Annotated in this window: 28 protein-coding genes and 4 tRNA genes; 14 read left to right on the top strand and 18 right to left on the bottom strand. The window is 38.6% G+C overall.

The window, feature by feature from the left end; translation table 11 throughout:
• Window positions 1–37 precede the first annotated feature (37 nt).
• Window positions 38–1192, bottom strand: a complete 1155-nt coding sequence (locus AC1M86_RS03380) for a sensor histidine kinase (RefSeq protein ID WP_481597211.1) — start codon at window positions 1190–1192, stop codon at window positions 38–40.
• Here AC1M86_RS03380 and argH point away from each other — a divergent pair.
• Both argH and AC1M86_RS03370 read left to right on the top strand, forming a co-directional pair.
• The gene (argH, locus tag AC1M86_RS03375) at window positions 1183–2613 is read left to right on the top strand and encodes an argininosuccinate lyase (RefSeq protein WP_179999042.1); all 1431 of its coding nucleotides are present in this window, start codon (window positions 1183–1185) and stop codon (window positions 2611–2613) included. The genes AC1M86_RS03380 and argH overlap by 10 nt on opposite strands.
• Before the next feature lie 28 nt (window positions 2614–2641).
• Window positions 2642–2911 (top strand): oxidative damage protection protein, encoded by a 270-nt coding sequence (locus AC1M86_RS03370; RefSeq protein WP_035267550.1) that lies wholly within the window; start codon window positions 2642–2644, stop codon window positions 2909–2911.
• 216 nt (window positions 2912–3127) lie between these two features.
• On the opposite strand, the gene AC1M86_RS03365 is transcribed toward AC1M86_RS03370, so the two are convergent.
• On the bottom strand, window positions 3128–3541 hold the full coding sequence (locus AC1M86_RS03365) for a hypothetical protein (RefSeq protein ID WP_481586832.1): 414 nt from the start codon (window positions 3539–3541) through the stop codon (window positions 3128–3130).
• Between the two features lie 324 nt (window positions 3542–3865).
• Here AC1M86_RS03365 and AC1M86_RS03360 point away from each other — a divergent pair, with 324 nt between their 5' ends.
• Window positions 3866–4288, top strand: coding sequence for a GNAT family acetyltransferase (locus AC1M86_RS03360; protein ID WP_179999046.1), 423 nt, complete (start codon window positions 3866–3868; stop codon window positions 4286–4288).
• Between the two features lie 6 nt (window positions 4289–4294).
• Here the strand turns inward: AC1M86_RS03360 and AC1M86_RS03355 are convergent, their stop codons facing one another.
• From AC1M86_RS03355 to AC1M86_RS03340, 4 genes are all read right to left on the bottom strand, one after another.
• Window positions 4295–5071, bottom strand: coding sequence for a class I SAM-dependent methyltransferase (locus AC1M86_RS03355; RefSeq protein WP_481607234.1), 777 nt, complete (start codon window positions 5069–5071; stop codon window positions 4295–4297).
• Between the two features lie 131 nt (window positions 5072–5202).
• A tRNA-Phe gene (locus AC1M86_RS03350) sits at window positions 5203–5278 on the bottom strand.
• A 135-nt stretch (window positions 5279–5413) separates the two neighbouring features.
• A tRNA-Phe gene (locus AC1M86_RS03345) sits at window positions 5414–5489 on the bottom strand.
• Between the two features lie 171 nt (window positions 5490–5660).
• The gene (locus tag AC1M86_RS03340) at window positions 5661–6038 is read right to left on the bottom strand and encodes a GNAT family N-acetyltransferase (protein ID WP_035267556.1); all 378 of its coding nucleotides are present in this window, start codon (window positions 6036–6038) and stop codon (window positions 5661–5663) included.
• A gap of 93 nt (window positions 6039–6131) precedes the next feature.
• On the opposite strand from AC1M86_RS03340, the gene hisB reads away from it, so the two are divergent.
• Together hisB and hisH are read left to right on the top strand one after the other, a co-directional pair.
• Window positions 6132–6725 (top strand): imidazoleglycerol-phosphate dehydratase HisB, encoded by a 594-nt coding sequence (gene hisB, locus AC1M86_RS03335; RefSeq protein WP_035267557.1) that lies wholly within the window; start codon window positions 6132–6134, stop codon window positions 6723–6725.
• Window positions 6725–7342, top strand: a complete 618-nt coding sequence (gene hisH / locus AC1M86_RS03330; protein ID WP_035267559.1) for an imidazole glycerol phosphate synthase subunit HisH — start codon at window positions 6725–6727, stop codon at window positions 7340–7342. The genes hisB and hisH overlap by 1 nt, the downstream gene beginning before the upstream one ends.
• Window positions 7343–7392: 50 nt before the next feature.
• Here the strand turns inward: hisH and AC1M86_RS03325 are convergent, their stop codons facing one another.
• Window positions 7393–7821: a helix-turn-helix domain-containing protein gene (locus AC1M86_RS03325; RefSeq protein WP_228133253.1), complete on the bottom strand. Its 429-nt coding sequence runs from the start codon at window positions 7819–7821 to the stop codon at window positions 7393–7395.
• Between the two features lie 557 nt (window positions 7822–8378).
• Here AC1M86_RS03325 and AC1M86_RS03320 point away from each other — a divergent pair.
• The 3 genes from AC1M86_RS03320 to AC1M86_RS03310 all read left to right on the top strand — a co-directional run bounded on the left by AC1M86_RS03320 (window position 8379) and on the right by AC1M86_RS03310 (window position 10942).
• Entirely contained in the window at window positions 8379–9140 is a 762-nt protein-coding gene (locus AC1M86_RS03320) for a hypothetical protein (RefSeq protein WP_481595774.1), read from the top strand.
• 129 nt (window positions 9141–9269) lie between these two features.
• On the top strand, window positions 9270–10001 hold the full coding sequence (hisA, locus tag AC1M86_RS03315) for a 1-(5-phosphoribosyl)-5-[(5-phosphoribosylamino)methylideneamino]imidazole-4-carboxamide isomerase (protein WP_035267561.1): 732 nt from the start codon (window positions 9270–9272) through the stop codon (window positions 9999–10001).
• A gap of 53 nt (window positions 10002–10054) precedes the next feature.
• Complete coding sequence (locus AC1M86_RS03310; protein WP_481607233.1) at window positions 10055–10942, top strand: DMT family transporter; 888 nt, start codon at window positions 10055–10057, stop codon at window positions 10940–10942.
• A 2-nt stretch (window positions 10943–10944) separates the two neighbouring features.
• On the opposite strand, the gene AC1M86_RS03305 is transcribed toward AC1M86_RS03310, so the two are convergent.
• The 4 genes from AC1M86_RS03305 to AC1M86_RS03290 are packed head-to-tail and all read right to left on the bottom strand — an operon-like array spanning window position 10945 to window position 13305.
• The gene (locus AC1M86_RS03305) at window positions 10945–11259 is read right to left on the bottom strand and encodes an antibiotic biosynthesis monooxygenase family protein (protein WP_481592862.1); all 315 of its coding nucleotides are present in this window, start codon (window positions 11257–11259) and stop codon (window positions 10945–10947) included.
• Between the two features lie 26 nt (window positions 11260–11285).
• On the bottom strand, window positions 11286–11678 hold the full coding sequence (locus AC1M86_RS03300; RefSeq protein WP_035267567.1) for a DUF4870 family protein: 393 nt from the start codon (window positions 11676–11678) through the stop codon (window positions 11286–11288).
• Between the two features lie 29 nt (window positions 11679–11707).
• Window positions 11708–12331 carry a DUF1294 domain-containing protein gene (locus AC1M86_RS03295; RefSeq protein WP_481607232.1) on the bottom strand — a complete coding sequence of 208 codons (624 nt, stop codon included), beginning with the start codon at window positions 12329–12331 and terminating at the stop codon, window positions 11708–11710.
• Window positions 12332–12354: 23 nt separating this feature from the next.
• Window positions 12355–13305 (bottom strand): homoserine kinase, encoded by a 951-nt coding sequence (locus tag AC1M86_RS03290; RefSeq protein ID WP_481607231.1) that lies wholly within the window; start codon window positions 13303–13305, stop codon window positions 12355–12357.
• Window positions 13306–13419: 114 nt separating this feature from the next.
• Here AC1M86_RS03290 and hisF point away from each other — a divergent pair, with 114 nt between their 5' ends.
• A complete protein-coding gene (gene hisF, locus AC1M86_RS03285) occupies window positions 13420–14178 on the top strand; it encodes an imidazole glycerol phosphate synthase subunit HisF (protein WP_035267573.1) in 759 nt (252 codons plus the stop codon).
• Between the two features lie 265 nt (window positions 14179–14443).
• On the opposite strand, the gene AC1M86_RS03280 is transcribed toward hisF, so the two are convergent.
• Window positions 14444–15079, bottom strand: a complete 636-nt coding sequence (locus AC1M86_RS03280) for a sterol desaturase family protein (protein WP_481607230.1) — start codon at window positions 15077–15079, stop codon at window positions 14444–14446.
• 199 nt (window positions 15080–15278) lie between these two features.
• Here AC1M86_RS03280 and AC1M86_RS03275 point away from each other — a divergent pair, with 199 nt between their 5' ends.
• A complete protein-coding gene (locus tag AC1M86_RS03275) occupies window positions 15279–16286 on the top strand; it encodes an AraC family transcriptional regulator (protein ID WP_035267577.1) in 1008 nt (335 codons plus the stop codon).
• 42 nt (window positions 16287–16328) lie between these two features.
• On the opposite strand, the gene AC1M86_RS03270 is transcribed toward AC1M86_RS03275, so the two are convergent.
• Window positions 16329–16574, bottom strand: coding sequence for a hypothetical protein (locus AC1M86_RS03270; RefSeq protein WP_179999072.1), 246 nt, complete (start codon window positions 16572–16574; stop codon window positions 16329–16331).
• Window positions 16575–16646: 72 nt separating this feature from the next.
• A complete protein-coding gene (locus tag AC1M86_RS03265) occupies window positions 16647–17690 on the bottom strand; it encodes a DNA/RNA non-specific endonuclease (RefSeq protein ID WP_481591881.1) in 1044 nt (347 codons plus the stop codon).
• Between the two features lie 300 nt (window positions 17691–17990).
• On the opposite strand from AC1M86_RS03265, the gene AC1M86_RS03260 reads away from it, so the two are divergent.
• On the top strand, window positions 17991–18353 hold the full coding sequence (locus AC1M86_RS03260; protein WP_228133254.1) for a hypothetical protein: 363 nt from the start codon (window positions 17991–17993) through the stop codon (window positions 18351–18353).
• A gap of 69 nt (window positions 18354–18422) precedes the next feature.
• On the opposite strand, the gene AC1M86_RS03255 is transcribed toward AC1M86_RS03260, so the two are convergent.
• Window positions 18423–20303, bottom strand: a complete 1881-nt coding sequence (locus AC1M86_RS03255) for a potassium transporter Kup (RefSeq protein WP_481607229.1) — start codon at window positions 20301–20303, stop codon at window positions 18423–18425.
• 123 nt (window positions 20304–20426) lie between these two features.
• On the opposite strand from AC1M86_RS03255, the gene AC1M86_RS03250 reads away from it, so the two are divergent.
• The 3 genes from AC1M86_RS03250 (at window position 20427) to AC1M86_RS03240 (ending at window position 21204) form a co-directional block, all read left to right on the top strand.
• A tRNA-Ser gene (locus tag AC1M86_RS03250) sits at window positions 20427–20517 on the top strand.
• A 206-nt stretch (window positions 20518–20723) separates the two neighbouring features.
• Window positions 20724–20951, top strand: coding sequence for a hypothetical protein (locus AC1M86_RS03245; protein ID WP_035267585.1), 228 nt, complete (start codon window positions 20724–20726; stop codon window positions 20949–20951).
• 177 nt (window positions 20952–21128) lie between these two features.
• Window positions 21129–21204, top strand: a tRNA-Thr gene (locus AC1M86_RS03240).
• Between the two features lie 49 nt (window positions 21205–21253).
• Here AC1M86_RS03240 and AC1M86_RS03235 read toward each other — a convergent pair.
• The 3 genes from AC1M86_RS03235 to AC1M86_RS03225 form a co-directional block, all read right to left on the bottom strand.
• Window positions 21254–22093, bottom strand: coding sequence for a methyltransferase domain-containing protein (locus AC1M86_RS03235; protein ID WP_481607228.1), 840 nt, complete (start codon window positions 22091–22093; stop codon window positions 21254–21256).
• A gap of 8 nt (window positions 22094–22101) precedes the next feature.
• A complete protein-coding gene (locus tag AC1M86_RS03230) occupies window positions 22102–23400 on the bottom strand; it encodes an FAD-dependent oxidoreductase (RefSeq protein WP_481607227.1) in 1299 nt (432 codons plus the stop codon).
• A 448-nt stretch (window positions 23401–23848) separates the two neighbouring features.
• The gene (locus tag AC1M86_RS03225; protein ID WP_481607226.1) at window positions 23849–24718 is read right to left on the bottom strand and encodes a pirin family protein; all 870 of its coding nucleotides are present in this window, start codon (window positions 24716–24718) and stop codon (window positions 23849–23851) included.
• Window positions 24719–24791 lie beyond the last annotated feature (73 nt).

Below are 24791 nucleotides of genomic sequence, written 5' to 3'. Positions count from 1 at the left end.
AAGTTAACGTTGCTTATTTTAATGTATTAACTTGATTTTATTTATATTGGTACTGGACTACAGTCGTGTAAATTCCATTACCTGCATGACTCCTAAACTGTACCGTATACCCATAGTGTGCTTTCAAACGCTGTTTCACGTTTTCTATCGCAATACCATTCCCCTCCCTATTGGCCATTTTATCGGCTATATAAGGGTTAGTAATGACTATAGTGACTTGATTTTGTAATATTTCAACCAATATGACAATCTTTGCATCAATTAACTTTTTCTCCACCCCATGAAAGATACTATTCTCAATTAAAGGCTGTAAAGTTAAAAAAGGAATACTTGCTTGGCCCAACTGCTCTGGTTGCAAGATATTCCATTCCACATTTAATCTCGAACCCAACCTTAGCTTTTCAACCGCCAAATAATGTTCACACAATTGGATTTCTTCTTTTAATGTGACAATTTTCAGCTCTTGAAAGCTTGCTCTAAACAACCTTGAAAGATCGATGAGCATTTGCTCTGCTTTATCTGGATCACTCCCAATCAGACTCACCACACTATTTAAACTATTAAAAAGAAAGTGTGGATGTATTCTTGCTTGCATGGCTTGAATTCGAGCATTCAATTCACCTTGTTGCTGCTTTAACCACTCACCCCGAACATAGATATATCGTAAACAAAAAGTGATCAACAATACGCCATAGCTCATATGTAAAATCACATGATCAAATAAAAGTAACCATGAAAATTTTTGTAAAGAAAAGTTACTCCCCCAAAAAAACAGAAAATTCAAACTACAAGTAGTGAATAGGATAATGAGTTCTAATAGTGCAAATGTATAAATCGCAGACTGCCAAGTGGTTAGTTTTTGCCAAAACGCCCTAAATAAATCAATTACGGCAATAAAGACCAATACCACCCAATTGATATAAAGCACATACTTGATCACTTGTGATGTCTGTAAATTTGACCAAGACTGTGACTCTGCTAGGCACAGCAATAACGCCAAAAAAATACTGGCAATAAATAACTCTGCAAAATATTGCCATTGCCCAATACGTACAAAGAAATTGGCGTCGATAAATTCTTGTTTATCTTTTGAAGAATTATCCATAGGCAAGACTTCGGCATCTTGATTTGAATTTGTTATACTGGATGCAAAATTACTGCTTTTTCTTTTACTGAGCCGACATGACCACATCTTCTAATTCCTCTAATCCGTCACAAGCCCAAACTTCAGGTATGTGGGGCGGTCGTTTTTCCGAAGCAACTGATGCCTTTGTCGCTGAATTTACAGCATCTGTCCAATTTGACCAACGCTTTTATAAACAAGATATTGCAGGTTCAATCGCACATGCAACGATGCTGGCAAAAGTCGGTGTACTCACTGAACAAGAGCGTGATGATATCATCGCAGGCTTAACCGCAATTAAAGCGGATATTGAAGCTGGCAACTTCGAATGGCGTATTGATTTAGAAGATGTTCACATGAACATTGAATCTCGATTAACACAACGCATTGGGATTACAGGTAAGAAATTACATACAGGTCGTAGCCGTAATGACCAAGTAGCAACGGATATTCGCTTGTATGTACGTGATGAAATTGATGCCATCTTAGGGTTATTACAAAAACTGCAAAAAGGCATTCTAGGCTTGGCTGCTAAAAATACAAATACAATCATGCCTGGCTTTACACATCTTCAAACTGCACAACCTGTGACGTTTGGACATCATTTAATGGCATGGTTTGAAATGCTGGTACGTGACTCAGAACGTCTGATTGACTGCCGTAAACGCGTGAATCGCATGCCTTTAGGTTCTGCTGCGCTTGCAGGTACCACTTATCCAATCGATCGTGCTTATACAGCAGAACTTTTAGGATTTGAAGCAGTTGCAGAAAACTCATTAGATGCTGTATCTGATCGTGATTTTGGTATTGAGTTTAATGCTGCGGCATCACTCATCATGATGCACTTATCTCGCATGTCTGAAGAATTAATTCTTTGGACATCTGCACAATTCAAGTTTGTGAATATTCCTGACCGCTTCTGCACAGGCTCTTCGATTATGCCTCAGAAGAAAAATCCTGATGTACCTGAACTTGTTCGTGGTAAAACAGGCCGTGTATATGGCGACTTAATGAGTCTACTTACCCTCATGAAAGGTCAACCTTTGGCATATAACAAAGACAACCAAGAAGATAAAGAACCACTATTTGATGCTATCGATACAGTTCGAGGCTCTTTGATGGCTTTCGCAGACATGATTCCTGCACTTGTTCCAAATATTCCTGAAATGCGCGAAGCTGCGCTGCGTGGTTTCTCAACAGCAACCGACCTTGCTGATTACTTAGTGAAAAATGGTGTTGCATTCCGCGATGCACATGAAATCGTCGGTAAAGCAGTTGCGCTTGGCGTACAAGAAGGTAAGGATTTATCAGAACTTACGCTTGAACAACTTCAACAATTCTCTGATTTAATTCAAGCTGACGTCTTTGAAAAAGCATTAACTTTAGAAGCTTCTGTCAATGCACGTAACCACATCGGTGGAACAGCACCTGCTCAAGTTGAAGCAGCAATTGAGCGTGCTCATGCGCGTTTAGAAGCTCTTTACGCTTAATTTCTGATTATATTTTTGGAGTATTGATATGTCTCGCCAAGTATTTTGCCGTAAGTATCAAAAAGAAATGGAAGGTTTGGATTTTGCACCATTCCCTGGTCCTAAAGGTCAGGAACTATTTGATAGTGTTTCTAAGCAAGCATGGGGCGAATGGTTAAAGCATCAAACTACTTTAATCAATGAAAAACGTTTAAATGTCTTTGAAGCTGATGCAAAGAAATTTCTTGAAGAACAACGTGAAAAGTTCTTCAACAATGATGAAACTTTAGAAAAAGCTGAAGGCCTAAAGCCTGAGTAAAAAAGAAAGCACTGCTTTTCTTTTTTACGTAAGATAAGGACGAAGTCCGCGTAGGCTTTAATCTAAAAAGAATCCCCATCTTTGGGGATTCTTTTTTATGCGTTACTTTAAAAATTAGGCAAGAAAAACACAGAAGGTGTGCACAGGCTTTAATCCCAAAAGAATCTGCGTAATAGAGGTCCTTTTTTATGGGACATCAAATAAATATCAATGGAGTCAAAATTTAGCTGACGAAAGAAGTGCTTGTGGTGGATTTAAAATATGACCTAATTGGTAAACTCCATCCATATTTAACTGCATCTCCATTCGGTCAACACGAATTGGGCCAAATTTAATGTAAATCTGCCGATTTTGAAGATCAAACCGCTGCTCCAAAACCTGTCCATTGAATTGTAAAGAGTTCATAGATGTTAAGTCCATAAGCGCTTTAAAAGGTTGCTCTTCATCCTTTATATAATGAATCCTTTTTCTATCACTCACAAAATTTTCTAAATGGTTTAAATCCTGAGATTTAAAAGATGTAATTTCACGAATTTGAGATTCCTCAATACCTAAAGCATTGACCAAACTTAACTGATCGTCTGGCAGTAATTTAAAATGCCCATTGTTAGGATGTGCCGCCCAACTCATACTCGAAAGACCCCAAGCACAGATTCCCCACAAAACTTGCTTAAATTGTCTCATTCCCCATCGCTCTCACTGAACGTAATAAAAGCCATCTTTAAAAACATTTCAGCCAAACACAACTACCATTTATCTTAAATATCATTTACTTAACAAGAGTTGTTAGACTCACGTCACAGACAAATCTTTTTTATTGATATTTATCTTGCTATCTAAAAAAGACTGCATAAATGTAAAGCAGAAAATAGACACATAAGATGATTATGAGTTATCAATTTCATCAGAGTAGGCTAATCTCTGTATTAAAATTAACCACCATTTGAGCGCATCATGTTTATCATTCGTCCTTATATTGAGACTGACTTAGAAGACATCATTCAACTCTGGGAAAGATGTGATCTAACACGACCATGGAATAATCCGGAAATTGATATTTTTAGGAAGGCTGCACAAAAAGATGACTTATTCTTGGTGGCTGTGAAAGATCAGTTCATTATCGCAACATTAATGGGTGGTTACGACGGTCATCGCGGGTGGATCAATTACCTCGCGGTACATCCCAATCATCAACGGAATGGTGTTGCTACAGCGTTGATTCAACATTTGGAAAAAAGATTGATTGCACTTGGTTGTCCAGAAGTTCAGCTTTTAGTGCAAAAAGAATTTATTGATATTCAAAACTTTTATGAACAATTGGGATATGACGAAAAAGAAGTTGTATGCCTTGCTAAAAGACTCATTCACGACCATTAAGAAATTTTATAAAACAGGAGCATTTATCAATTTACCGATCCGTAAAAATATTGGGAATCGAATATTAAATTTATGACCGGTATCATTATTCAAAGTTAAGGCATATTGGCTCATCTGATTTAAGATTTGTGTCGCCTGATTATTGGCTTGCGTATTTTGTTTAAGATATTTCTTTAAAGCTGACCATGTATTTAAATAATCAATCAATTGATCAATCCGCCATTTACAATGCATGTGCTGCTCACAGGTCGGGATTTCTTCAAAAGGAAATGGAATCGTTTGATATTTCAGATCAATATAGTGACGCTCACTCTCCCAATATGTTTTCAATACTTGGTGATATAGCTTTTCAATACAGCTTTGAAGCTCCTCATTCTCCACTTCAATAAGCCCATATCCAATCACTGCAAAGACACCCTGGGGCTTCAGTGTTCGATAGACCTCTTGAAAAAATAACTCGAAGTCAAACCAATGAATGGCTTGGGCAACTGTAATCAGGTCAAAACATTGTGCTTTAAAATTGCTATGTTCAGCATTATCAATTCGGTAAATTACATTATCTATTGCTGGGGCTTGCTGAAGTTGTGCTGCGCTTATATCCGCTGCAATGACTTGATTAAAATGCGGAGCCAATAAGCGGGTGAATTGTCCTGAACCTGCCCCGCAATCCCAAGCCATTTCATAGTTCTGAACATATTTGAAGATTTCGTCAATCACACTTTGTGGATAACTTGGACGAGCTTGTTGATAAAGCTCACTTTGATCAGAAAATAGGTCTTTCATTTTTTATTCTGAATTTGATCGAGAAATCAACCTTAGCACATCAAAAAAAATGGATGATGCATGACTTCGATTCATTTTGTATTATTTTATAAGCAAAAAAATCCTCAACATTGTTGAGGATTTTTCGAATATGGTGGCGAGACCCAGGATCGAACTGGGGACACACGGATTTTCAATCCGTTGCTCTACCAACTGAGCTATCACGCCGATGGGGTGTATTAAGCCGTAACTGAGCTCAATAGTCAATAAAAATCATGCATTTTTTATTTGTTCGAGTAAATTTTACCCAAAAAAAATCTCTGATGGGATCAGAGATTGAAAATACAAATTCTTAAAAGAATATGGTGGCGAGACCCAGGATCGAACTGGGGACACACGGATTTTCAATCCGTTGCTCTACCAACTGAGCTATCACGCCGATGTCGCGTATTAAACAGTTTCATCTCGATATAGTCAAGCAAGTTTTTGGGATATTTAAACAAATGGATGTTTTTAAAACAACATTTAGATTATTCGATGTAAATACATACAAATCCAATAAAAAAGCCAGTATTGACTGACTTTTAATATTTAAAATCGAACAATAGTTTTAAATTTTTTCCAAACTACTTAAACAACGATGTATTGCACCACATCCAGGCTCAAAATGATTAACGCCTTTCTCTTCTTCCATTCGACATGCTTCACTCACTAAGCGCTCTGCGACACCACGTCCACGGTTAGCCGGATGAACTACGATATTTTCAAGCGTTCGACTTTCACCTTGTCCAGTTGACCAAATGGCCCCAATGATCTTTGTATTAAATTCTGCCGTGTAAAGTAAGGTATACTGAGCTAAGTTTTGCTCAAGTTGTTCAATGGCATCTTGTCCGTCACTAAATTCTGGACTGGTGTCATATAAGCGCTCAAGCTGTTCACGAACTTCAACATTATCAAGCGAAGTTATTGCATGTACGGTTATAGGCATTGATTAACCCTCCTGAGCAATCTAATATGCTGTCACTTTCGTGACATCGAAAATCTACATTCATCATTTTTAACGTTTTTGAGGAACGTGTCTATGACGCAACGTATCAGTGAAGTGGTAAGAAACACAAACGAAACCAAAATTCGTGTTCGCGTGAATCTTGATGGTACTGGTCAAGGCACCCTCAATACAGGTGTTCCATTTTTAGACCATATGATCGACCAAATCAAGCGTCATGGTTTATTTGATATCGATATTCATTGCGACGGCGATTTAGAAATTGATGATCACCATACAGTAGAAGACTGTGGTATTACCCTTGGTCAGGCATTTGCACAGGCTTTAGGTGACAAAAAAGGTTTGCGTCGCTATGGTCACTTCTATGCACCACTTGATGAGTCCTTGAGTCGTGTCGTTGTTGACCTATCAGGCCGCCCTGGCTTATGGATGGACATTCCATTTACGCGCGCGCGCATTGGTACTTTTGATGTCGACCTATTCTCTGAGTTTTTCCAAGGCTTTGTGAATCACGCATTAATGACACTCCACATAGACAATTTGAAAGGTAAAAATAGCCATCACCAAATTGAAAGTGTATTTAAAGCATTTGCACGAGCACTTCGTATGGCTTGTGAAGTAGATCCACGTGCAGAAAATACTGTAGCTTCAACCAAAGGTACTTTGTAATGACCCGTATTGCCCTTCTTGATTATGGCATGGGAAATCTTCACTCAGCAGCAAAAGCACTTGAGCATGTTGGTGCAACCGTTGATGTGACCAATGATCCTAAGCTGATTGCTCAAGCAGATAAAATTGTGTTCCCAGGCGTTGGTGCAATGCGTGATTGCATGCAAGGTATGCACGAGGCTGGCATTGACGAGGTTGTACGCAATGCCGTTTTCAACAAGCCTGTCCTTGCGATTTGTGTCGGCATGCAAGCTCTGCTGCAACACTCTGAAGAAAATGGTGGTGCAGATGCATTAGGCATTTTTGATGGTGCTGTTAAACGCTTTCCAGATATTGAAGGTTTAAAAGTTCCCCATATGGGTTGGAATCAGGTACACCAAGCAGATCCAAGCCATCCAATGTGGAACAACATTGATCAAGATGCTCGTTTCTATTTCGTACATAGTTTCTATGTTGAACCGAAACAATCTGAGATCATTGCTGCGACATGTAACTACGGTTTGGAATTCTGCACCGCAATCCATAAAGATAATTTGTTTGCTACGCAGTTCCATCCAGAAAAAAGTCATACAGCTGGCTTACAGTTGTTGAAAAATTTTGTAGAGTGGAAAATTTAAAGCCATAATAAAGCTCACTGTTTTCAGTGAGCTTTTTTTCAGACTTTACTCTAAATATCTTTTACGACAAAGCCACCTTCAATTGGCTCAACAGTTACTTTAATTTCTGCTTTTAGATTCAGCGCAGCATAACGACTTTTAAGTTCTGAAATTAATTGTTCTGGCGTTGCATCTTTTAAAGCCAACTCATCCTTCAAAGGATACTGTTTAAAACTTTCTGATTTTTTACCATCTTTAGCGTCTGAAACCCATCGTTCTGCAGCACTCAGTACTTTCGCTAATTCAACTAGATGTTGAGCATTGGCAGGAGTTGACTCTTGCACCCATTTCGACAGCGTTTCCTTAGAGACTCCCAATGCATTCACCACATCAGTCGGTTTAATGTTTTTCTCTTTGATCAATTTTCTAAGTTTTTTAGCACCTTCGCTAAATAAATCATCTTCTTGAACTGCCATCGCTTCTGTCCAAATCTTATTCACTGTCTGCAGTTTCAATTTAACATTAAGCCTATGCAGTTGAGTCTAATATTGCCAAACAAATCAGATGAAATTTAAATTATTTTCAATATTGATAATTCACAAATAAAAGTGTGATCTAATTTTTCTCATTACTCAGTTTGAATTAAAAAAGAAAAATAATTTGACCCAATGATTAATTGTTAACTTATGTAAAGACAATGAGCACCAATTTTAATCATTAAAAAAATACACAAAATTCACAAAATCAATCAACGAATCGAACAAGTTGGCATTTTAGGTATTTACACCATGCGACTCGATAATATTCATGCATTATAAGTGTACATTTATTCTATCAAGCACCAAAATAAACCACAATAAATAATTGATTTTGTTAACATTTTTAAACATTACCCTTGTGTTGTATTAAGTTGCTGTTTTTACGGCATATCTTCAAAATTATTCCACTTATATTGTTTTTTTTCGATTTGTCTGAAATTTTTTTCTTTGTTAATTATGAACTTGCTGAAACAACACAGATCCAACACTAACCACATATATTTTGGAGCAATCTGCACATGTTTAAACTTTTTACTGGAAAAATCAGTGGCGTTCTAAGCCTTGCTTTACAGGGAATTACGAAAGCAGTTGGTTTTATTCTAGAAACCGTAACGACAGTTGTAGATACCGTTGTTGACACAGTAGGGACGCTGACCAAACCATTAACGGATAAGTTAACAGAATTGCCACTGATCGGAGATACAGTGGAATCGGTACTCAATCTTGAAAATAATTTATTAGGAAATTTAAGTGGAGGCTTACACGCTATCGCTGATGATTTTTCGAAAGGAGATCTATTAGGGGGCATTAATACTGCATTGAATGGCACTACTGCAACTGTAGGCCAAACCATCAAAGATGTTTCAAATGTTGTAGGTGAGGTCGCTGGTTTAGCCGATCCCGTGACCGACCTGCTAAGCCAAGTGCCAGGTTTAGGTGCTGTCGTAGATGTTGTCGGAGAAACTTCTTCAAATCTTTTGGGATTCGTGAGTGAAACGGGAGATTATGTCGCAAGTACCAAACCTCTTGATCTCGTGACTGGTCTCATTGATGATCCTTTAGGCAGTGTCACAGGAACATTAGGAGATGTCTCAGGAACATTAGATAATTTATTGGATGATTTAGCACCTGTAACAGATGCTCTGTCATCGATTCCTGTCGTGGGTGATCTTGTAGGATTCACGGGAGAGATCACAAATGCTTTAGGTGCAATCCCAACCAATATCACACCAACTAGCTTTGATCTAATCTCTAACTTAGATACAACACCATACATTTAATTCAAAGTTCGTATTAAAAACCGTCAACATTGTTCTGACGGTTTTTTTTCATTGTTACTTCGCTCATTTGATGTTTCTTTGCTAAGATTGCTGCGAATAAACTCCAGAATACTGGCAAGGAGCGAAAGCATGCTGATTATCCCTGCAATTGACCTTAAAGATGGTAAATGTGTCCGTTTAAAACAAGGTCGTATGGAAGACGATACCGTTTTCTCTGATGATCCTGTGGCAACAGCACAACATTGGGTAGACGCTGGCGCTCGCCGTTTACATTTAGTTGATCTAAATGGTGCTTTCGCTGGTACACCTATTCACAAACCTGTTGTGGAAGCGATTGCAAAAGCACAACCTGAACTGCCAATTCAAATTGGTGGTGGCATCCGTTCTCTTGAAACCATCGAACACTACTTAGATGCAGGTGTATCATTCGTCATTATTGGTACAAAAGCAGTCAAAGAACCTGAGTTTGTTGAGGAAGCTTGTAGAAAATTCGCAGGTCACATCATTGTCGGTATTGATGCAATCAATGGCATGGTCGCAACTGACGGCTGGGCAAATGTAACTGACGTGAAAGCAACTGATTTAGCTAAACGCTTTGCAGATGCTGGTGTATCTAGTATCGTGTATACCGATATTGCACGTGATGGCATGATGCAAGGTGTGAATATCGAACAAACAGTTAATCTTGCGACTTATTCAGGTTTACCTGTGATCGCTTCAGGCGGTGTGACCAATCTTGACGACGTTCGCAACTTAAAAGGTCAGCCTGGTATTTTAGGTGCGATTACTGGTCGTGCAATTTATGAAGGCACTTTAAATCTTCGTGAAGCTCAATTATTACTTGATGAACAAGCGCTCTAATAGCGCATGTTTCTAAAGAGGTCTTAGGACCTCTTTTTTCTTACTTAAAAAATATGTTGAATTTATCTCCTACCCTCAAAACCAAAACACCACAACTTGCCCTTATTGCAATTACGATGATTTGGGGTGCCAGTTTCATTACAGTCAAATATGGATTGAGCTTCAGCACACCAGTGCTTTTCGTTGCCTTTCGATTTGCAGCAGCTGCGCTGGCTGTTGGTCTCATCTCACTTCAATATTGTAAAAATTTTAGTGCCAAAGATATTTGGGCAGGATTTTGCATTGGAACAGTGATTGCGATTGGTTATGGAACCCAAACCATTGGCTTACAGACCATCACCAGTAGCGAGTCTGCATTTTTGACAGCACTTTATGTGCCGTTAGTTCCCATCTTATTGTGGTTGCTCTTTAAAAAAAGGCCACATGTCATGACATGGATGGGTGCAGGACTTGCCTTTGTAGGTTTAGTGTTCTTAACAGGAAATGGGTTTGGTGCTATTCGGCTTGAATTTGGTCAGATCATTACCTTGATAGGATCAATTGCGATTGCACTTGAAATTATTCTCATTAGTTACTTTGCGCCTCGAGTCAATTTACGCCGAGTGACGATATTACAGCTCATTTTTGCATCGTTAATTTGTTTTCTAATGGCACCATTGGTGGGTGAAACACATCTTCCTGAGTTTAACTGGATCTTCGTTGCGATTATTGGAGGTTTAGGACTTGCAAGTGCAATCATTCAGTTAGTCATGAACTGGGCTCAACGCGTGGTTGATCCTTCACAGGCTGCCATTATTTATTCTGGCGAACCTGTTTGGGCGGCTTTGATTGGGAGATTAGCAGGTGAGCGTTTAGCTATGCTCTCAATTTTAGGTGGCGTGTTGGTTGTGCTCGGTGTAATTACCAGTGAGTGGAGACCAAAATTTAAGAAGAAAGAATAAGCTTACTGGGGCTCTTTTAGCTTTAACATCATACATGGTTGAAAATACTGCACTTCAGGCATAGGCGCATAAAAGGGATGCAAGAGTTCCTTCCATTTTAAATACGCCTCTGACTGCCTAAAACCTTCCGTATGATCTTCAAGTTTGTTCCAGTAAATCAGTAAAATATAAGCATGTTCATTATTCGTATTTTTAATCAGCTGAACCGCATTTAGCCCCTTCATTGGTGAAATAATGTCTTTAGCTAATTTAAAAGCATTTTCGAATGCCTCACTCTGGTTCATTTTGATATTTAAATGAACATGCTCAATAATCATGACACCACCCCATTCATGAGTTTTAATTATTGATACATTGGCTCGTTATCATTGACCTTAATAATTCCTTTGATCGCACGATAAACAATCCAAACCCATGACAAACCAATCACTGCGATACAGAATGTTGTTGCACCCAGTGCTACACCAGCAAAGGCATTAGGATTGTCACCCGTGAAGAATAAGAACAAAAACGGCAGGAACGCGATGATATTCCAAATTAAATACCACCAAAAAGTACGAATTTGCCAAGTAAAATGACTTTCAAAAATTGAGCCCTGTACCTTTGATCGTTTCCAATAGTTAATAATTAGCGCAATAACCGCCAAAATACCTGCTGAAAAAATAGCGATGATATACAGGATGTAAAGTAAAATCGTTAAGCTGCGGTTTGGATCTTGATCAGCTGTATAATTCATAAAGTCACCTTTTTAATTTTTTTGAGGCTTTATAATTTCAAACCATTAAATGGTGAAATTATCCATAAAATAATCAGTATATTAAACGCTATAGTACAGAAATAAATTTTTCGAAATGGTTGTTTTTGTGTTTTATGACGCAAGCGTTGCTGAGCAAGCCAAGCACTCGGCCATCCACCTAATAGAGAAACCACATGTAATGTATTTTCTGGTACACGTTGACTCCCCTGTTGAGCCGCCGCTTTATCGTGTGCATATAAGCCATAGGTGATCAGGTTCATCAATAAAATGACCAACACCACCATCATACTCAATAGCCCTAATAGGACTAATATAGCAAGCGTTAAGATATAAGCAATAATCGCCACTTGCATCGGTTGCATTTTTTGTTGAGTAACTGGTGAATGACGCGGCTTCGTTTTTACTTTTTTTGCCTGAGTCGCTTTTAAGTATGTTACTTGTTTCGCTTTAAATCGACCTTGACCATCCAATTGAACGATATACTCCAAAGCACAACCTGGAATCGGTCTTGGGCCTGGTTTGGCAAAATCTTTAATGTGAAGGAAAACGCGATCTTTGGATGAATCATTGGGTTGAATAAATCCATAGCCTTTTTCATCAAACCATTCAACTAGACGACCTTGATCACGCATATTCCCCCCAGATTTTTAAATTTTTAAGCTGTTACAAATTTTAATCGTTCAACCAGCATATTACGCATTTCTAAAGGATTTTTTTGCAAAATATCCTCGCCAACACGCCCCATTTCTTTGTTCTTTTGAGCCACTAGCAAACGCATCATCCAGAAACGTCCAGCTGCCATCGCTAAATAGAGCTCCAGACATGATTTTTCATCACTGGTCATTTCACGCACACTTTGATAAGCCTCCAAGAATGCTAAGGCCTTTTCCTCATTCAAATGAACATTTGGATATTCTGTACAGAAATCATTCATCGTAATGGCGATATCAAACAAAAGTTCATCTTTATTCAACTCATAAAAATCGAGTATCCCTTTTAAAGTAGCCCCTTCAAATAAAGTGTTATCTCTAAATAAGTCAGAATGGATAAAACCTCGTGGACGATCAGGGTACATTGCGGTAAGAGCGTCATATAAACCTAACAAACTATTTAATAATACTTGATCGGCTGGATTTAGCGTAGGTCGAAGCTGCTGAGCCACACTTAACCAATAATCATGATTACGATACTCTGCGCGCTCTAAGGGAAAGTTATCGAGAGCCACATGTATTTGAGCCTGTGCAATAGCAATGGACTGAACCTGTTCAAGTGATGAAGGCATAGGATGCTTGCCACGCATTCTAGGCGCAATTTGTGCAGGTTTATTTTTTAAGATCTGAATCGAACGTCCTGAATGTTTCAAAGGTACAGGCACAGGGAGACCTGCATGACCCAGATGCTCAAGTACAGGGACGAGTTCACCTGCGCCTTGCTCATCCATATCTTCAAAAATTGTTAAAACAAATTCGGTTTGATCTGCACAAACTAGAAAATAGTTCGTATTTTGAATACCTCCTTGAATCGGAATCAGGTCAATCACCTCTAATCCATAAGGCGTAGCAAAATCCTGAACTTCCTTTAAAGTCAAAGTGGTATAAACCGACATAAAAAAACCTGCGAAAAAACTTACATTATTTTGATAGAATACCTGCTCCGACTACCAAGGTGTAGCACCAAAGTCTGTAAGTTTCATAATCGGCTGTTATTTTTGGAAAAAATTATGCTTGCTAAACGTATTATTCCTTGCCTCGACGTAGATAACGGTCGAGTTGTAAAAGGTGTTCAATTCCTTGATATTCGTGATGCAGGCGACCCAGTTGAAGTAGCACGTCGTTATAACGAACAAGGTGCAGATGAGATTACTTTTCTCGATATCACTGCAACATCTAATGGGCGTGACACCACTTACCGTACGGTTGAGCGTATGGCTGAAACTGTATTTGTACCACTGACCGTAGGTGGCGGTGTTCGTAAAGTTGAAGATATTCGTTTATTGCTTAACGCTGGTGCAGACAAAGTCAGTATTAACTCAGCTGCTGTCTTTAATCCTGAATTCGTTCAAGAAGCCTCTCAACGTTTTGGTGCACAATGTATTGTAGTTGCGATTGATGCAAAAAAAACGGGTGAAAATAAGTGGGAGATTTTCACACATGGTGGTCGCAAACCAACGGGTATCGATGCGATTGAATGGTCTGTGAAAATGGCAGAATACGGCGCAGGCGAATTGCTCATTACGTCAATGGATGCAGATGGTACAAAAGCTGGTTATGACTTAGCATTGATGCGTCAGATTAATGATCGTGTAACGATTCCAACGATTGCTTCAGGTGGTGTGGGTAATCTTCAACATCTAGCAGACGGAATTTTACAAGGGGGTGCTGATGCAGTGCTTGCAGCCTCTATCTTCCACTTTGGTCAACACACTATCCCGGAAGCAAAACAATATTTAGCTGAACAAGGCATTGAAATGCGTCTTTAATCATGCCCCATAAAAAAGAGGCAAATGCCTCTTTTTTTGCAAAAAAAAGAGCCCGAAGGCCCTAAAAACCAAGAAAAAACAGCGCTTGGTTCGTTATGCAAAGCGATAAACTGGAGAGTTCTACCATCAGATTTTCATTCTCCGATTTATTCATCTCATATCATAAATGACAGATCTGCACGAAATCTTGACAAAAGCTACATATTTTATTGACCAATCATGACAAACCAGATGTCAATTCAGCCAACTCCATATCTAATCTGGCTTACTCCACTATAGCCAAAGCTTTTTTTGAAATCTCGGAGCGCACTGCTTTCTGCTCAACCCACTTTGCGGGGAAATATTGTTCAACGATATAATTGACTCGTTTTGAAATAAAAGACGGTAACTGCACCCCTAAAGGGTTATCTTCTTTCAAATCTGGCGTTGAAATGACACGTGTTCCTAAAATGTAATCAAACCAAGGCTTAGTGACACACCAATTTGCATCTTGATTGGCATTCATATGGTGGTCATAGTGCCAAGGAATTTTCTTTTTTGCCCAATGAGGTTCGAGGTGAGCTCTGCGATGCGTGTAGTAGTAGTTACAAGCACTATAAAACACGGATAAACTCATGCCTTTCGAGATTGGATAAAATGCTGTTCCAAATACAGCAGCAACAATTCCCAATGATACGATTTCATTTTTTGTTCGCCAATTTGAGATTCCCTCTACATAACCCTCATCATGGAAATCTTGTGTTCTAACTTCACGGTGATGTGCCCAATGAGATTCCATATTTTTAGGCACAGGACTAAACCTCGCTTTACCCGGACGGTGTACACCATGTAGAACATATTTATGCGCGACCCATTCAAATCCATTGGCAATGATTAAGCCTGCAACAAAACCTTTAATCATGTTCAAAATCCCTGTTTCTTTTCTTTCAATATATCTAACTCAAGCTCTCAACCATTGACGCAAGATAAAATTTTCATTGACAAATCACGACATATTTTTCAATGTCGTATGGTAGAAAAAGCGCTTGTATGGCACTGTAAAAACAGGCTTAATAACTCATCGTGATTTCAATTGATAAAACAAGAAAAGTATTAATCACATGCAGCAGATAAAGGATTATTCAGGCTCGGTTCATGGTGGACTTGGACATCTCTTACATAATTATTGTGAAGAGAGCGGTCTCCCTATTTCTGCAAAATTGGCAAGTATTCAGCAAGCCGAACGCTTTGACTTTAGCATTTGGCGTGAAATATTAAATGAAATTTATGAAGTACACCCACAACCTGCGTTAGGGTTAGAAATTGCTCAATGGGTCAAACCGCAACATTTAGGCATTATCGCGTATATCGCTTTATCATGCGATAACCTAGCAGAAGCACTCACCCGTTATCATGAATATCATCGTTTAATTTATGATGGTACACCTCTCGCCGTTGATCTGGAGCAAGGCGTATTTAGCGTACGTTGGGAAGATTTGCCAATGCATTTGTCGACACAAATCACGGATGAAATTGCGATGGCATTATTGGTTGAATTTCTAAAACGTTATGCGGGTATTGAGCATTTACATATTCAAGAAATTCACTTTCGCTTTCCAGCACCAAAAAATATTGCGATTTATGAGCGTTTTTTTCAGAGCAAAGTAAAATTCTCTCAGCCTCATGTCAAGCTTACTTTTCCAAGCCAGCTCCTACAAGCACCGATTAAACAAGCTGATCAAACTTTACAAAAACTCCTGATGCAACAAGCTCAAGATTTGTTAAGTCGACTCCCCAACAACACACAAATCGATGAGCGGTTACAGCAAGCCATTCTGATTGGAATACAGAGACACAATTATCAAATTCAAACTGTCGCAGAACAAGTGGGAATGTCCGTCAGACAACTTCAGCGCCATTTACAAAATCAAGGTGATACCTATCAGCAGCGTGTTCAAGAAGTCCGCAAACTTCTAGCGATTCAATATCTACAAGATCCTTATCTCAGCTTACATGAGATTTCGTTATTGCTCAGTTATTCTGAACAAAGTGCATTCCAACGCGCATTTCGTCAGTGGATGAAGATGACACCCCAACAGTGGCGTATTCAACATCATATTCGCACTTGATGATTGTGAATTTAAGTCTTCAGTCTAAAGATGATTGATGAATCACAAGAAAGGATTTTCTATTTCATTCTCAGCCGTCGTTTCTATTTTTTCTGCTAAATTTTTTTGATCTTCTAAGTAGATGACCATTGCATCTAAATATTGTTTTAACGCTTTCGCAGCGGCTAAACCGGCTTGATCTTTGGTGATTTGCAAGTTGCCATAAATACTCACACGATCAAGATCATTTTCAAGCGTCAGATCATGTATCGAATGTGACTCAGTCCCATTTTCAAAAGGCTTAAACATGGCAAATCTCTTTATGTTTATAAATATCAATCCCTGAAGATAAATGAATCTTCAGGGCAAATTCGAGCTTTTTTATTTAAGGATTTGTAATAAATATTGCAACAACGCTTGAACCAACTCTTTCACGATTGCATCTTGTGCTTGTTCATCGATCTTAGCCTCTTGATTCGTTACGGTTGTATTGACAGGTACGCTTTGACTACTAAACTCTTTTTGCAGCGCTTTGAGTTGATCTGTTGAGATATCAACTGCACATTGGCTTTCGGCATCCCAGTGCGAATACTCTATCGCTTGTTGAGCTTTGACCTGATTGGCTTTTAATGGCAATTTATAAGTATTACGCTTTTGCTCAGATGTAAGTTGAGGAAACAGATTCATGCCAAGCACTTCTTCTAACTGGCATACACTGACCACTTGCATCTGTAGTGAATTATTATTTGGAGCGTAATATGCGCCAATAGCACCTGTTTTAGGTATATATACGGCTTTAAACACCGCTGTTGGAACAATAACACCGCGTCCAATGGTTTTCAGTTTTTTGCCACTATATACAGGCCCGGTAATCACATACACATCATGTTTCTGCTTCGTAACGATTGCACGTGTCGCTTCCTCAATTTCTCGCCAGATTTGTTGGTTATTCTGCGGAGCTTGAGGAACCATATTGGCTAAAGAAAAACTGTCGTACTGTGCAGCTTTATTTGGCATATCAGCATTTGGAGCCATATGACCACGGTCATATCCCGACCCACGATAATCTGATAATAATGCTCGATGCTTTTCTGCTACACGAGTCTCCTCATGGAAACTGTCTTCTCTTTTTATTTTTTGGCTCAGCCGATCTGGATTCAGATATTCAGCTACCCATAATGGTGTTTTTGAGACACCAGAATACATAGTGGTGAATCCATTAAAGCATAATGGGTAGCGATCTTTATTTAAGCTCTCTTTGATTAAATAAGGTGGCTCTTGGCGATAAAATTGATTTAGACAAGCTGTATTATTAACCGAACCTGAAAATGGCAGATATGAAGACAACTTTTCTTGACCGAAAGCAATTGCAAAGCTTCCTGCTGCAACAATACCTAATACAGCTTTTACCACAATATTATTCAAACTCAGATTACCTATTCATTCCGTGTTCAACTTCTGGCCCAATGCGTGGGCTTTATTCAAAACCGGCCACAGCTTAACAAGCTATGAATTTGAAGTACATCAAGTGAATTTTCAAGTGAATAAAGGATCTTCGCATTCCGTTCAAATATCACTCAAAATAAGTAACAAATTGTTGTTTTTATAGAATAGTTTTTTAATACTCTTTAAGGTTTTACGTGTATTTGATTGAATTACATCAATTACTTGTGAGATGGTATAAAAGTTATTTAGTAAATTAAAAGAATTGAAAGTGAGGACACTATGAAATTAGCACATACTTCTTTGACAGCATTAGTAATGGGTTTATCTTTGGCAAGTGCAAGTGCATTTGCTGAGCCACCAGTTCAAGCTGGCGAAACTTTGGAAAGCCTTTCTAAAGCTAAAGTCGTAACAACAGTGAATGGTCAGCCTGGTACTTTACAAGAAGTATTAGCTAATGGTCAGATGAAAGTTATTTCTGAAGGTGCTACAACACAAGCGCCTGCTGATGCGAAAGCGCCTATTGGAAACTTACCACCTGCTGAAGCAGAAGAAACTGCTCCTCAAGCACAAACTGCAGTTCCAGCTCAACCTGAAGTAAATGCAACTGAAGAAGCGCCTGTAGAAGCACCAGCGGCTGAGTAAGGTATTAGGCTTAATAAAAAACCGCCTTTGAGGCGGTTTTTTATATCCAAAATTTTAGCAAACGCTTACTCAGATTTCGATCTGGCTTCCCATTTCGACCACGCGATTTGGTGGAATTAAATAGAAATCACTCACAGGACTGGTATTCCGCTGCATTGATATAAATAATTTTTCACGCCATGGCGCCATTCCTTCTCCCACGGTATGAATCAGACGATCACGTGAAATAAAGAAACTAATTTGCATCATATCAAATTCAAAATTTAACTGCTCATATGCCGCTTTCAGCGCGACTGGAATGTTGGGTTGGTCTTTAAACCCATAATATACAAAAATCCTAAAGAATCGATTATCCATCTTTTCTACACGAATTCTCTCAATATCAGGTACATAAGGTACATCTTTAGTAATGACCGTAATCATCATATTACGTTCGTGTAGAACCTTATTATGCTTAATATTGTGCAACATCGCATGTGGAACGATATTAGGTGTTCCTGTGAGGAAAATTGCATCCCCAGGAACGATCAGCGTTTCATCACTCATCTTGACACTTTGAATAAAGAGATCAATAGGTAACGCATCAGACTCAAGCTTATTGAGTACGATTTGACGGCCATCTTTCCACGTCATTAAAACGGTAAATACAATTGCACCAATCAAGATTGGCACCCATCCACCACCAACAATTTTTAAAGAAGTCGAAGCAACAAAAATGAGGTCGATGATCAATAAAGGCACAGCAAAAAGGGCTACTTTCCAAACAGGCCAGCGCCAAACGCCATAAGCTAAAATCGAAATTAAAATCGTACCGCACAGCATCGTCATGGTCACTGCTACACCGTAGGCACTGGCAAGATTCGCGCTATTTTCAAATAATAAAATGAGAATAATGACTGAAATAAATAATACCCAGTTGATGAACGGGACATAGATTTGTCCTTGTTCAACATCAGATGTATGTTGCACGGTTAAACGCGGTAAATAGCGCAATTGAATCGCTTGATTGACCATTGAGAATACGCCCGTAATCACCGCTTGAGACGCAATCACGGCAGCAGCGGTTGCAAGACCAATCATTGGAAATAAAGCCCAATCAGGGACTAACAGATAAAATGGGTTCTCAATTGCATTTGGATCTCGTAAAAGTAAAGCACCTTGACCCGCATAGTTAAAAACTAGACTTGGCAATACAATCACAAACCAAGCAAGCTTAATAGGCATACGACCAAAATGTCCCATATCTGCATATAGTGCTTCACCCCCCGTCATCGTTAAAATGACGGCACCCATCGTGAGGAATGCAACAAAAGGTTGGTTGATGATAAAGCCAAACGCCCAATGCGGACTGATCATTGCCAACACGAACGGTGTTTGCATAACACTCCATAAGCCTAATAGTCCAATAGATGCAAACCACAATAATGTGATTGGTCCAAAGAACTTACCCATGGTCGCCGTGCCGTGGCGCTGAATTAAAAACAGTGCTGTTAAAATACCGACGGCCAATGGTAATAACCATTGATTAAACATCGGAGTCGCAATACTTAAACCTTCAATCGCGGATAAAATAGAAATTGCTGGGGTAATAATACCATCACCAAAAAAAAGTGATGCACCGATAAAGCCCAAGGCAATCAGATAAATTTTGCGCTGATCTGCAATACGGGTTGAACGTAGATTTAAGGCAAGTAGCGACATAATACCGCCTTCACCATTGTTATCTGCCTTCATAATGACTGAGACATATTTAAAGCTGATGGTGAGCATCATGCACCAGAAAATGAGCGACAAAATGCCCAGAACGGTTGCCTCAGTAATTGCAATATGAGCCGTAAGGAAGCATTGACGCAATGCATACAGAGGACTGGTTCCAATGTCACCAAACACCACCCCTAATGCTGCCAATGTTACCGCAGGAAGTGCGGCTTTTTTTGCAGTGCTTTGCATATTTTAGTCTTCATGCATTCGACAGAATTTTTCGGCAATCATATCACTGGCTAAAAACTTTTTCTTTAAATCAATTGTTTCAACTTGGCATCTGCTTTTTTTTTAGTTATCATCGCACGCCTTGGTGAAGTGTCCGAGTGGCTGAAGGAGCACGCCTGGAAAGTGTGTATACGTTAATAGCGTATCGAGGGTTCGAATCCCTCTTTCACCGCCAGAATTTAAAAAACCGAATCTCATGATTCGGTTTTTTTTCGCCTAAAACTTCGCTTTTGGCACGTATCTCGCTTCATTTTACTGTCATCAACATCATGTTAAGTTAATGAAAACAATACTTAAGGAGCTGAACAACCTAACAACGTTATTCAAATAGATGATTTTTGCACACCTATAAAATAGAGAACCTGCTATTCCGGAGATAATATGAATAACAGCGCCAACTATGTAAAACAAATTAAAAACGCAAAACGTGGTGGCTACACACCCACTATCGCTAAAGATGTGAATAAACACAAAATTCAAAAAGCGCTAAGATTAATTGAGCAATGGAGAAAATTAGCACAAGAGTTAAAACCTCAAATGCAATTTGATATGGCTTATACTCTTGAAGAGTGTGCACAAGACCTTGATCGTATTCTAAAAAACAAATAGCTGATCCTATAAAATTCTCTCAAGATGCCTGTACACGCTACGACGGGCATCACTATAAAATGAGGAGAAAAGAAGATCAAAAATAAAGCAAAAACAATTCATCCTGCTCAATTTTAATTAATCGATTAATTTTTGACTTGCGTTTTAGTGAAAAAACGCTATTATTCTCTCCACGTTGCCGGCATAGCTCAGTTGGTAGAGCAACTGACTTGTAATCAGTAGGTCCACAGTTCGAATCCGTGTGCCGGCACCATTTTATACTTAGCCTCGCTTTTTAGTGAGGCTTTGTTGTTTTTGATGATTTATTTTTTACTTGCACTCACTTGTACATATCGCACGATCCCCTCTTGATAAAGTTTCGCACACAACTTTGCTGTCATCTTAATTTTTGCTAAATCTAAAACGTGATACGAATGAGCTTGGATGTTATTTTTAAAAATATCACTCTGAATATACGTTGCAAATCCTGCAAATACCTCGTGACTCAAATCTTGAATATGTATATCTCTAAAACCCGTTTGCACTAAGATTGATTGCATTTCATCGAATGAGTGCAAATGGTTCAGTTGAACGTCAGCTGCTTTTAATAATAATTTAACTTTCAATTGCGCTAGAGGACTCAAAGTATAGAACTTTGAATTCAAAGCAAGATAATGAAATGCTAAGCGTCCTTTTGAATTCAAAATACCATCTACAGAACGAAGAAATAAATTCAAATTACTGTGATAAGCAGCATCGATGCAAATTGCCGCATCAAATTTAAATTCAAATGATCTAGATTCTAAATTTAAAAATGTTCCCTGCGAGATCCGATTGACATGAGGTAAAAACTTACGCGTATGATTTACATAATATTTTTGTAATTCAATTCCTTCCAAGTATTCGATTTGAAATTTTTCTTTCCATAAAATTAAGCTAGCACCTTGCCCACAACCTAAATCAATTAATTTATCTTTTGAATTTAAATCGATAGATTGAGCAAGGGTTATTGCGAGTAACTCGCAGGCTTGTGGATAATTCAGCTGGTCAGTTTGCCATAGACCTAAATTACTCCAAGCACAATTACGGTGATCCCCCAATAAAGCTGCATTGATCGCATATTTATGTTGAGGTGCTTTCATCCATGCTTGGAGCTTCTTCATTCAATCCCTTAATATCCTAACTCTGGTGCAACTTGTACCTTAGGCTTTAAACCTAAAAATGGTAACGGCGCATCAAGTAATTTTGCTATATCCATTGCTGAAGTCACCGCTGACTCCAAAATTGGCAATCCATCACATGACCAAGAACCACAATAAAATACTTTGCGACCTTGTTGTTGGTGACGAGCACTCAACTCATGGGTTAGTGGTAAAGTATGACGATCTACAACAGCTCTAGTGAGCTTCACTTTATGTATTACTTTTTTAGGATCAATCTCAATTACTGGATTCCAAGTTTGAAAAACAGGAGATTTACCCACTAATGTTGGCTCAATCGAATTCAGCCAAACAGTGAAATGCTGTTTAGTAAATTTACGATCCATCATATAACTCAATACGCACCAATCTTTACGCTTCACAGGCATTACCACTGAATCAGTATGAATGACCAATTCACCATCAACAAACTTAAATTGTTTGAGAAGTGCAATATCATCCGCAAACTGTTCAGCATCTAAAAACTCATAAACTTTTGTTGTTGGTGTCGCGACAATCACGCGATCAAATAAGTCAGATTCACCTGCTTCATTTTCCACATAGACTAAATCACCCTGCTCTTGTACACGAGTAATGGGCTGCCCACTTCTTAAATCGATATCTTCCAGCAATTTATCAACGAAAGCTGGCGTCCCACCTTGAATTCGAAGGAGTGCATCTCCATCCGTCAGTTGGCGTAAGAAAATCAACAATGGTTTTGCTGGCCATTCACCAATGGTTTTTGCATCACATGTACAAATGGTAAATAGGACAGGCATGACTGCCCCATTCCAAAATACTTCTTCTATTTGGTTATATTTAACGAACTCATCTAAAGTGATATCTTGATTTTTAGATTTAAAAAACTGCTTCAATGCAGATCTAAGTTGTAACATCCCTTTCACTAAACGGATGCCATATTGCTTTAATCCTTTTCGATTGTTAATGATTGGAAAGTTGCCTATGCGTGAACGTGATGTTGTCAGCCAAGTATCGATTTTATCTTCAAATAACCAGCTACATGACATATAGGTACGTACTGGAAAAGTATTGAGACCCAAATGTGTGGCAAGACTCAATGTATTTTTCCAGAGCATTGGATTCATGACACGTAATGGCGAATCAATAATCCCACCTTCATACTCAAGACTATAACTATCCATACCACGCCCTGGAAGCGCCTCGAAAACTGTGATCTGGTGACCAGCATCCTTGAGAATTCTCGCAGTTGCCAACCCTGCCATACCACTTCCAATCACTGCAATTTTCAAAATTATGATCCAAGCATTAAAAATTTTTTTAATTATGCGATAGAACACTTTGAAACTTGCTATTAAAAACTTCCAGATTTTATTTGTTTTTGATTAATTTTTAATCAAATAAATTTACGTAAAATTCTTGCGACACTATTCGTCATACGCTAAATATTTAATACACTTGTATTTTTTAAGAAATCAAAAAATATGTTTAAAAACAAAATAGATATTTTCACCAATAATTTAATTTTTTAGTTTACAGCTTAAAAAAAATGCATTATCATTGCTTTGAAAATGAGAACTACATCACATTAATAAGAAGCACAAATAGAATGTGATCTAGAAAATAAATATAAATTACAGCGTATAAGGACCTCTGTTGTGTGGGATAGAGGTCCTTTATTTTTTTAAAATGATGATCACAAAAAAAGCGGAAATGATATTTCCGCTTTTGTCGTTCCAATTAACGTGCAATTTCACCAAATTTACCATTATTGAAATCATGAAAAGCTTGAATGATTTCTTCTTTGGTGTTCATGACGAATGGTCCATGCCCTTGAATTGGCTCATTTAGTGGCTCACCTGTAAGCACTAAAAATTGTGTATCTTTATATGCTTGCAATTGAATTGCTGCCTCACCATCACGAGCAAACATCACAATTGAACTGTCTAGAACTTTTTGAGTCCCATTAATTACGAGTTCACCATTCAACACTACAACCAATACATTGTGATCTACAGGAACATGTATGAATGTTTCATACTCAGCTTTAAGCTGACCATCCCACACATTTATTGGAGTAAATGTTTCAGCAGGACCATAATGACCACCAAACTCACCCGCAATTACACGGATGTGACCAGCACCATCATCCATGGTAATTGTTGGAATATCATGAGATGTGATCGCTTGATAACGTGGTTGAGTCATTTTATCTTTGGCTGGTAGATTGACCCAAAGCTGTGCCATTTCAAGAATTCCACCTTTTTGAGCAAATTCAGGAGAATGAAACTCTTCGTGAACCAATCCAGCCCCAGCAGTCATCCATTGCACATCTCCTGCCTCGATAACACCACCACCACCACTGGAATCCTTATGTGCCAAACCACCTTGGTAGGCGATAGTCACTGTTTCAAATCCGCGATGAGGATGTGAACCAACACCTAACTGACGTGTCGTTGGCTCAAAGTGATGTGGTGCACCATAATCTAATAACAAAAAAGGACTAAGTGCTTGACCTAAGCGATCATAAGAAAATAAGTTACGCACTGGCAGACCATCACCAACCCAATGTGTATGTTGGTTACGATAAACCCCAATTACTCTTTTCATCTTTTACTCCTATATTCGATAGGATGAACATGCGCTCATTTTAGACTTTGCACAGAAAATAAAAAGAGCTTTA

This window comes from Acinetobacter sp. ANC_7654 (genome assembly GCF_056779855.1).
The sequence above is the reverse complement of the archived record's forward strand: the minus strand, read 5'-3'. Positions and strand labels throughout refer to the sequence as shown.

What these genes read in the sequence shown, in the direction of transcription:
- AC1M86_RS03320 (WP_481595774.1), top strand. Translation starts at nt 8,379, where the DNA reads ATGTTTAAACTTTTTACTGGAAAAATCAGTGGCGTTCTAAGCCTTGCT.
- hisA (WP_035267561.1), top strand. Translation starts at nt 9,270, where the DNA reads ATGCTGATTATCCCTGCAATTGACCTTAAAGATGGTAAATGTGTCCGT.
- AC1M86_RS03355 (WP_481607234.1), bottom strand. Translation starts at nt 5,071, where the DNA reads ATGAAAGACCTATTTTCTGATCAAAGTGAGCTTTATCAACAAGCTCGT.
- AC1M86_RS03340 (WP_035267556.1), bottom strand. Translation starts at nt 6,038, where the DNA reads ATGCCTATAACCGTACATGCAATAACTTCGCTTGATAATGTTGAAGTT.
- AC1M86_RS03360 (WP_179999046.1), top strand. Translation starts at nt 3,866, where the DNA reads ATGTTTATCATTCGTCCTTATATTGAGACTGACTTAGAAGACATCATT.
- argH (WP_179999042.1), top strand. Translation starts at nt 1,183, where the DNA reads ATGACCACATCTTCTAATTCCTCTAATCCGTCACAAGCCCAAACTTCA.
- AC1M86_RS03225 (WP_481607226.1), bottom strand. Translation starts at nt 24,718, where the DNA reads ATGAAAAGAGTAATTGGGGTTTATCGTAACCAACATACACATTGGGTT.
- hisB (WP_035267557.1), top strand. Translation starts at nt 6,132, where the DNA reads ATGACGCAACGTATCAGTGAAGTGGTAAGAAACACAAACGAAACCAAA.
- AC1M86_RS03290 (WP_481607231.1), bottom strand. Translation starts at nt 13,305, where the DNA reads ATGTCGGTTTATACCACTTTGACTTTAAAGGAAGTTCAGGATTTTGCT.
- AC1M86_RS03245 (WP_035267585.1), top strand. Translation starts at nt 20,724, where the DNA reads ATGAATAACAGCGCCAACTATGTAAAACAAATTAAAAACGCAAAACGT.
- AC1M86_RS03270 (WP_179999072.1), bottom strand. Translation starts at nt 16,574, where the DNA reads ATGTTTAAGCCTTTTGAAAATGGGACTGAGTCACATTCGATACATGAT.
- AC1M86_RS03295 (WP_481607232.1), bottom strand. Translation starts at nt 12,331, where the DNA reads ATGCGTGATCAAGGTCGTCTAGTTGAATGGTTTGATGAAAAAGGCTAT.
- AC1M86_RS03275 (WP_035267577.1), top strand. Translation starts at nt 15,279, where the DNA reads ATGCAGCAGATAAAGGATTATTCAGGCTCGGTTCATGGTGGACTTGGA.
- hisH (WP_035267559.1), top strand. Translation starts at nt 6,725, where the DNA reads ATGACCCGTATTGCCCTTCTTGATTATGGCATGGGAAATCTTCACTCA.
- AC1M86_RS03255 (WP_481607229.1), bottom strand. Translation starts at nt 20,303, where the DNA reads ATGCAAAGCACTGCAAAAAAAGCCGCACTTCCTGCGGTAACATTGGCA.
- hisF (WP_035267573.1), top strand. Translation starts at nt 13,420, where the DNA reads ATGCTTGCTAAACGTATTATTCCTTGCCTCGACGTAGATAACGGTCGA.
- AC1M86_RS03300 (WP_035267567.1), bottom strand. Translation starts at nt 11,678, where the DNA reads ATGAATTATACAGCTGATCAAGATCCAAACCGCAGCTTAACGATTTTA.
- AC1M86_RS03305 (WP_481592862.1), bottom strand. Translation starts at nt 11,259, where the DNA reads ATGATTATTGAGCATGTTCATTTAAATATCAAAATGAACCAGAGTGAG.
- AC1M86_RS03365 (WP_481586832.1), bottom strand. Translation starts at nt 3,541, where the DNA reads ATGAGTTGGGCGGCACATCCTAACAATGGGCATTTTAAATTACTGCCA.
- AC1M86_RS03310 (WP_481607233.1), top strand. Translation starts at nt 10,055, where the DNA reads ATGTTGAATTTATCTCCTACCCTCAAAACCAAAACACCACAACTTGCC.
- AC1M86_RS03235 (WP_481607228.1), bottom strand. Translation starts at nt 22,093, where the DNA reads ATGAAGAAGCTCCAAGCATGGATGAAAGCACCTCAACATAAATATGCG.
- AC1M86_RS03280 (WP_481607230.1), bottom strand. Translation starts at nt 15,079, where the DNA reads ATGATTAAAGGTTTTGTTGCAGGCTTAATCATTGCCAATGGATTTGAA.
- AC1M86_RS03260 (WP_228133254.1), top strand. Translation starts at nt 17,991, where the DNA reads ATGAAATTAGCACATACTTCTTTGACAGCATTAGTAATGGGTTTATCT.
- AC1M86_RS03380 (WP_481597211.1), bottom strand. Translation starts at nt 1,192, where the DNA reads ATGTGGTCATGTCGGCTCAGTAAAAGAAAAAGCAGTAATTTTGCATCC.
- AC1M86_RS03370 (WP_035267550.1), top strand. Translation starts at nt 2,642, where the DNA reads ATGTCTCGCCAAGTATTTTGCCGTAAGTATCAAAAAGAAATGGAAGGT.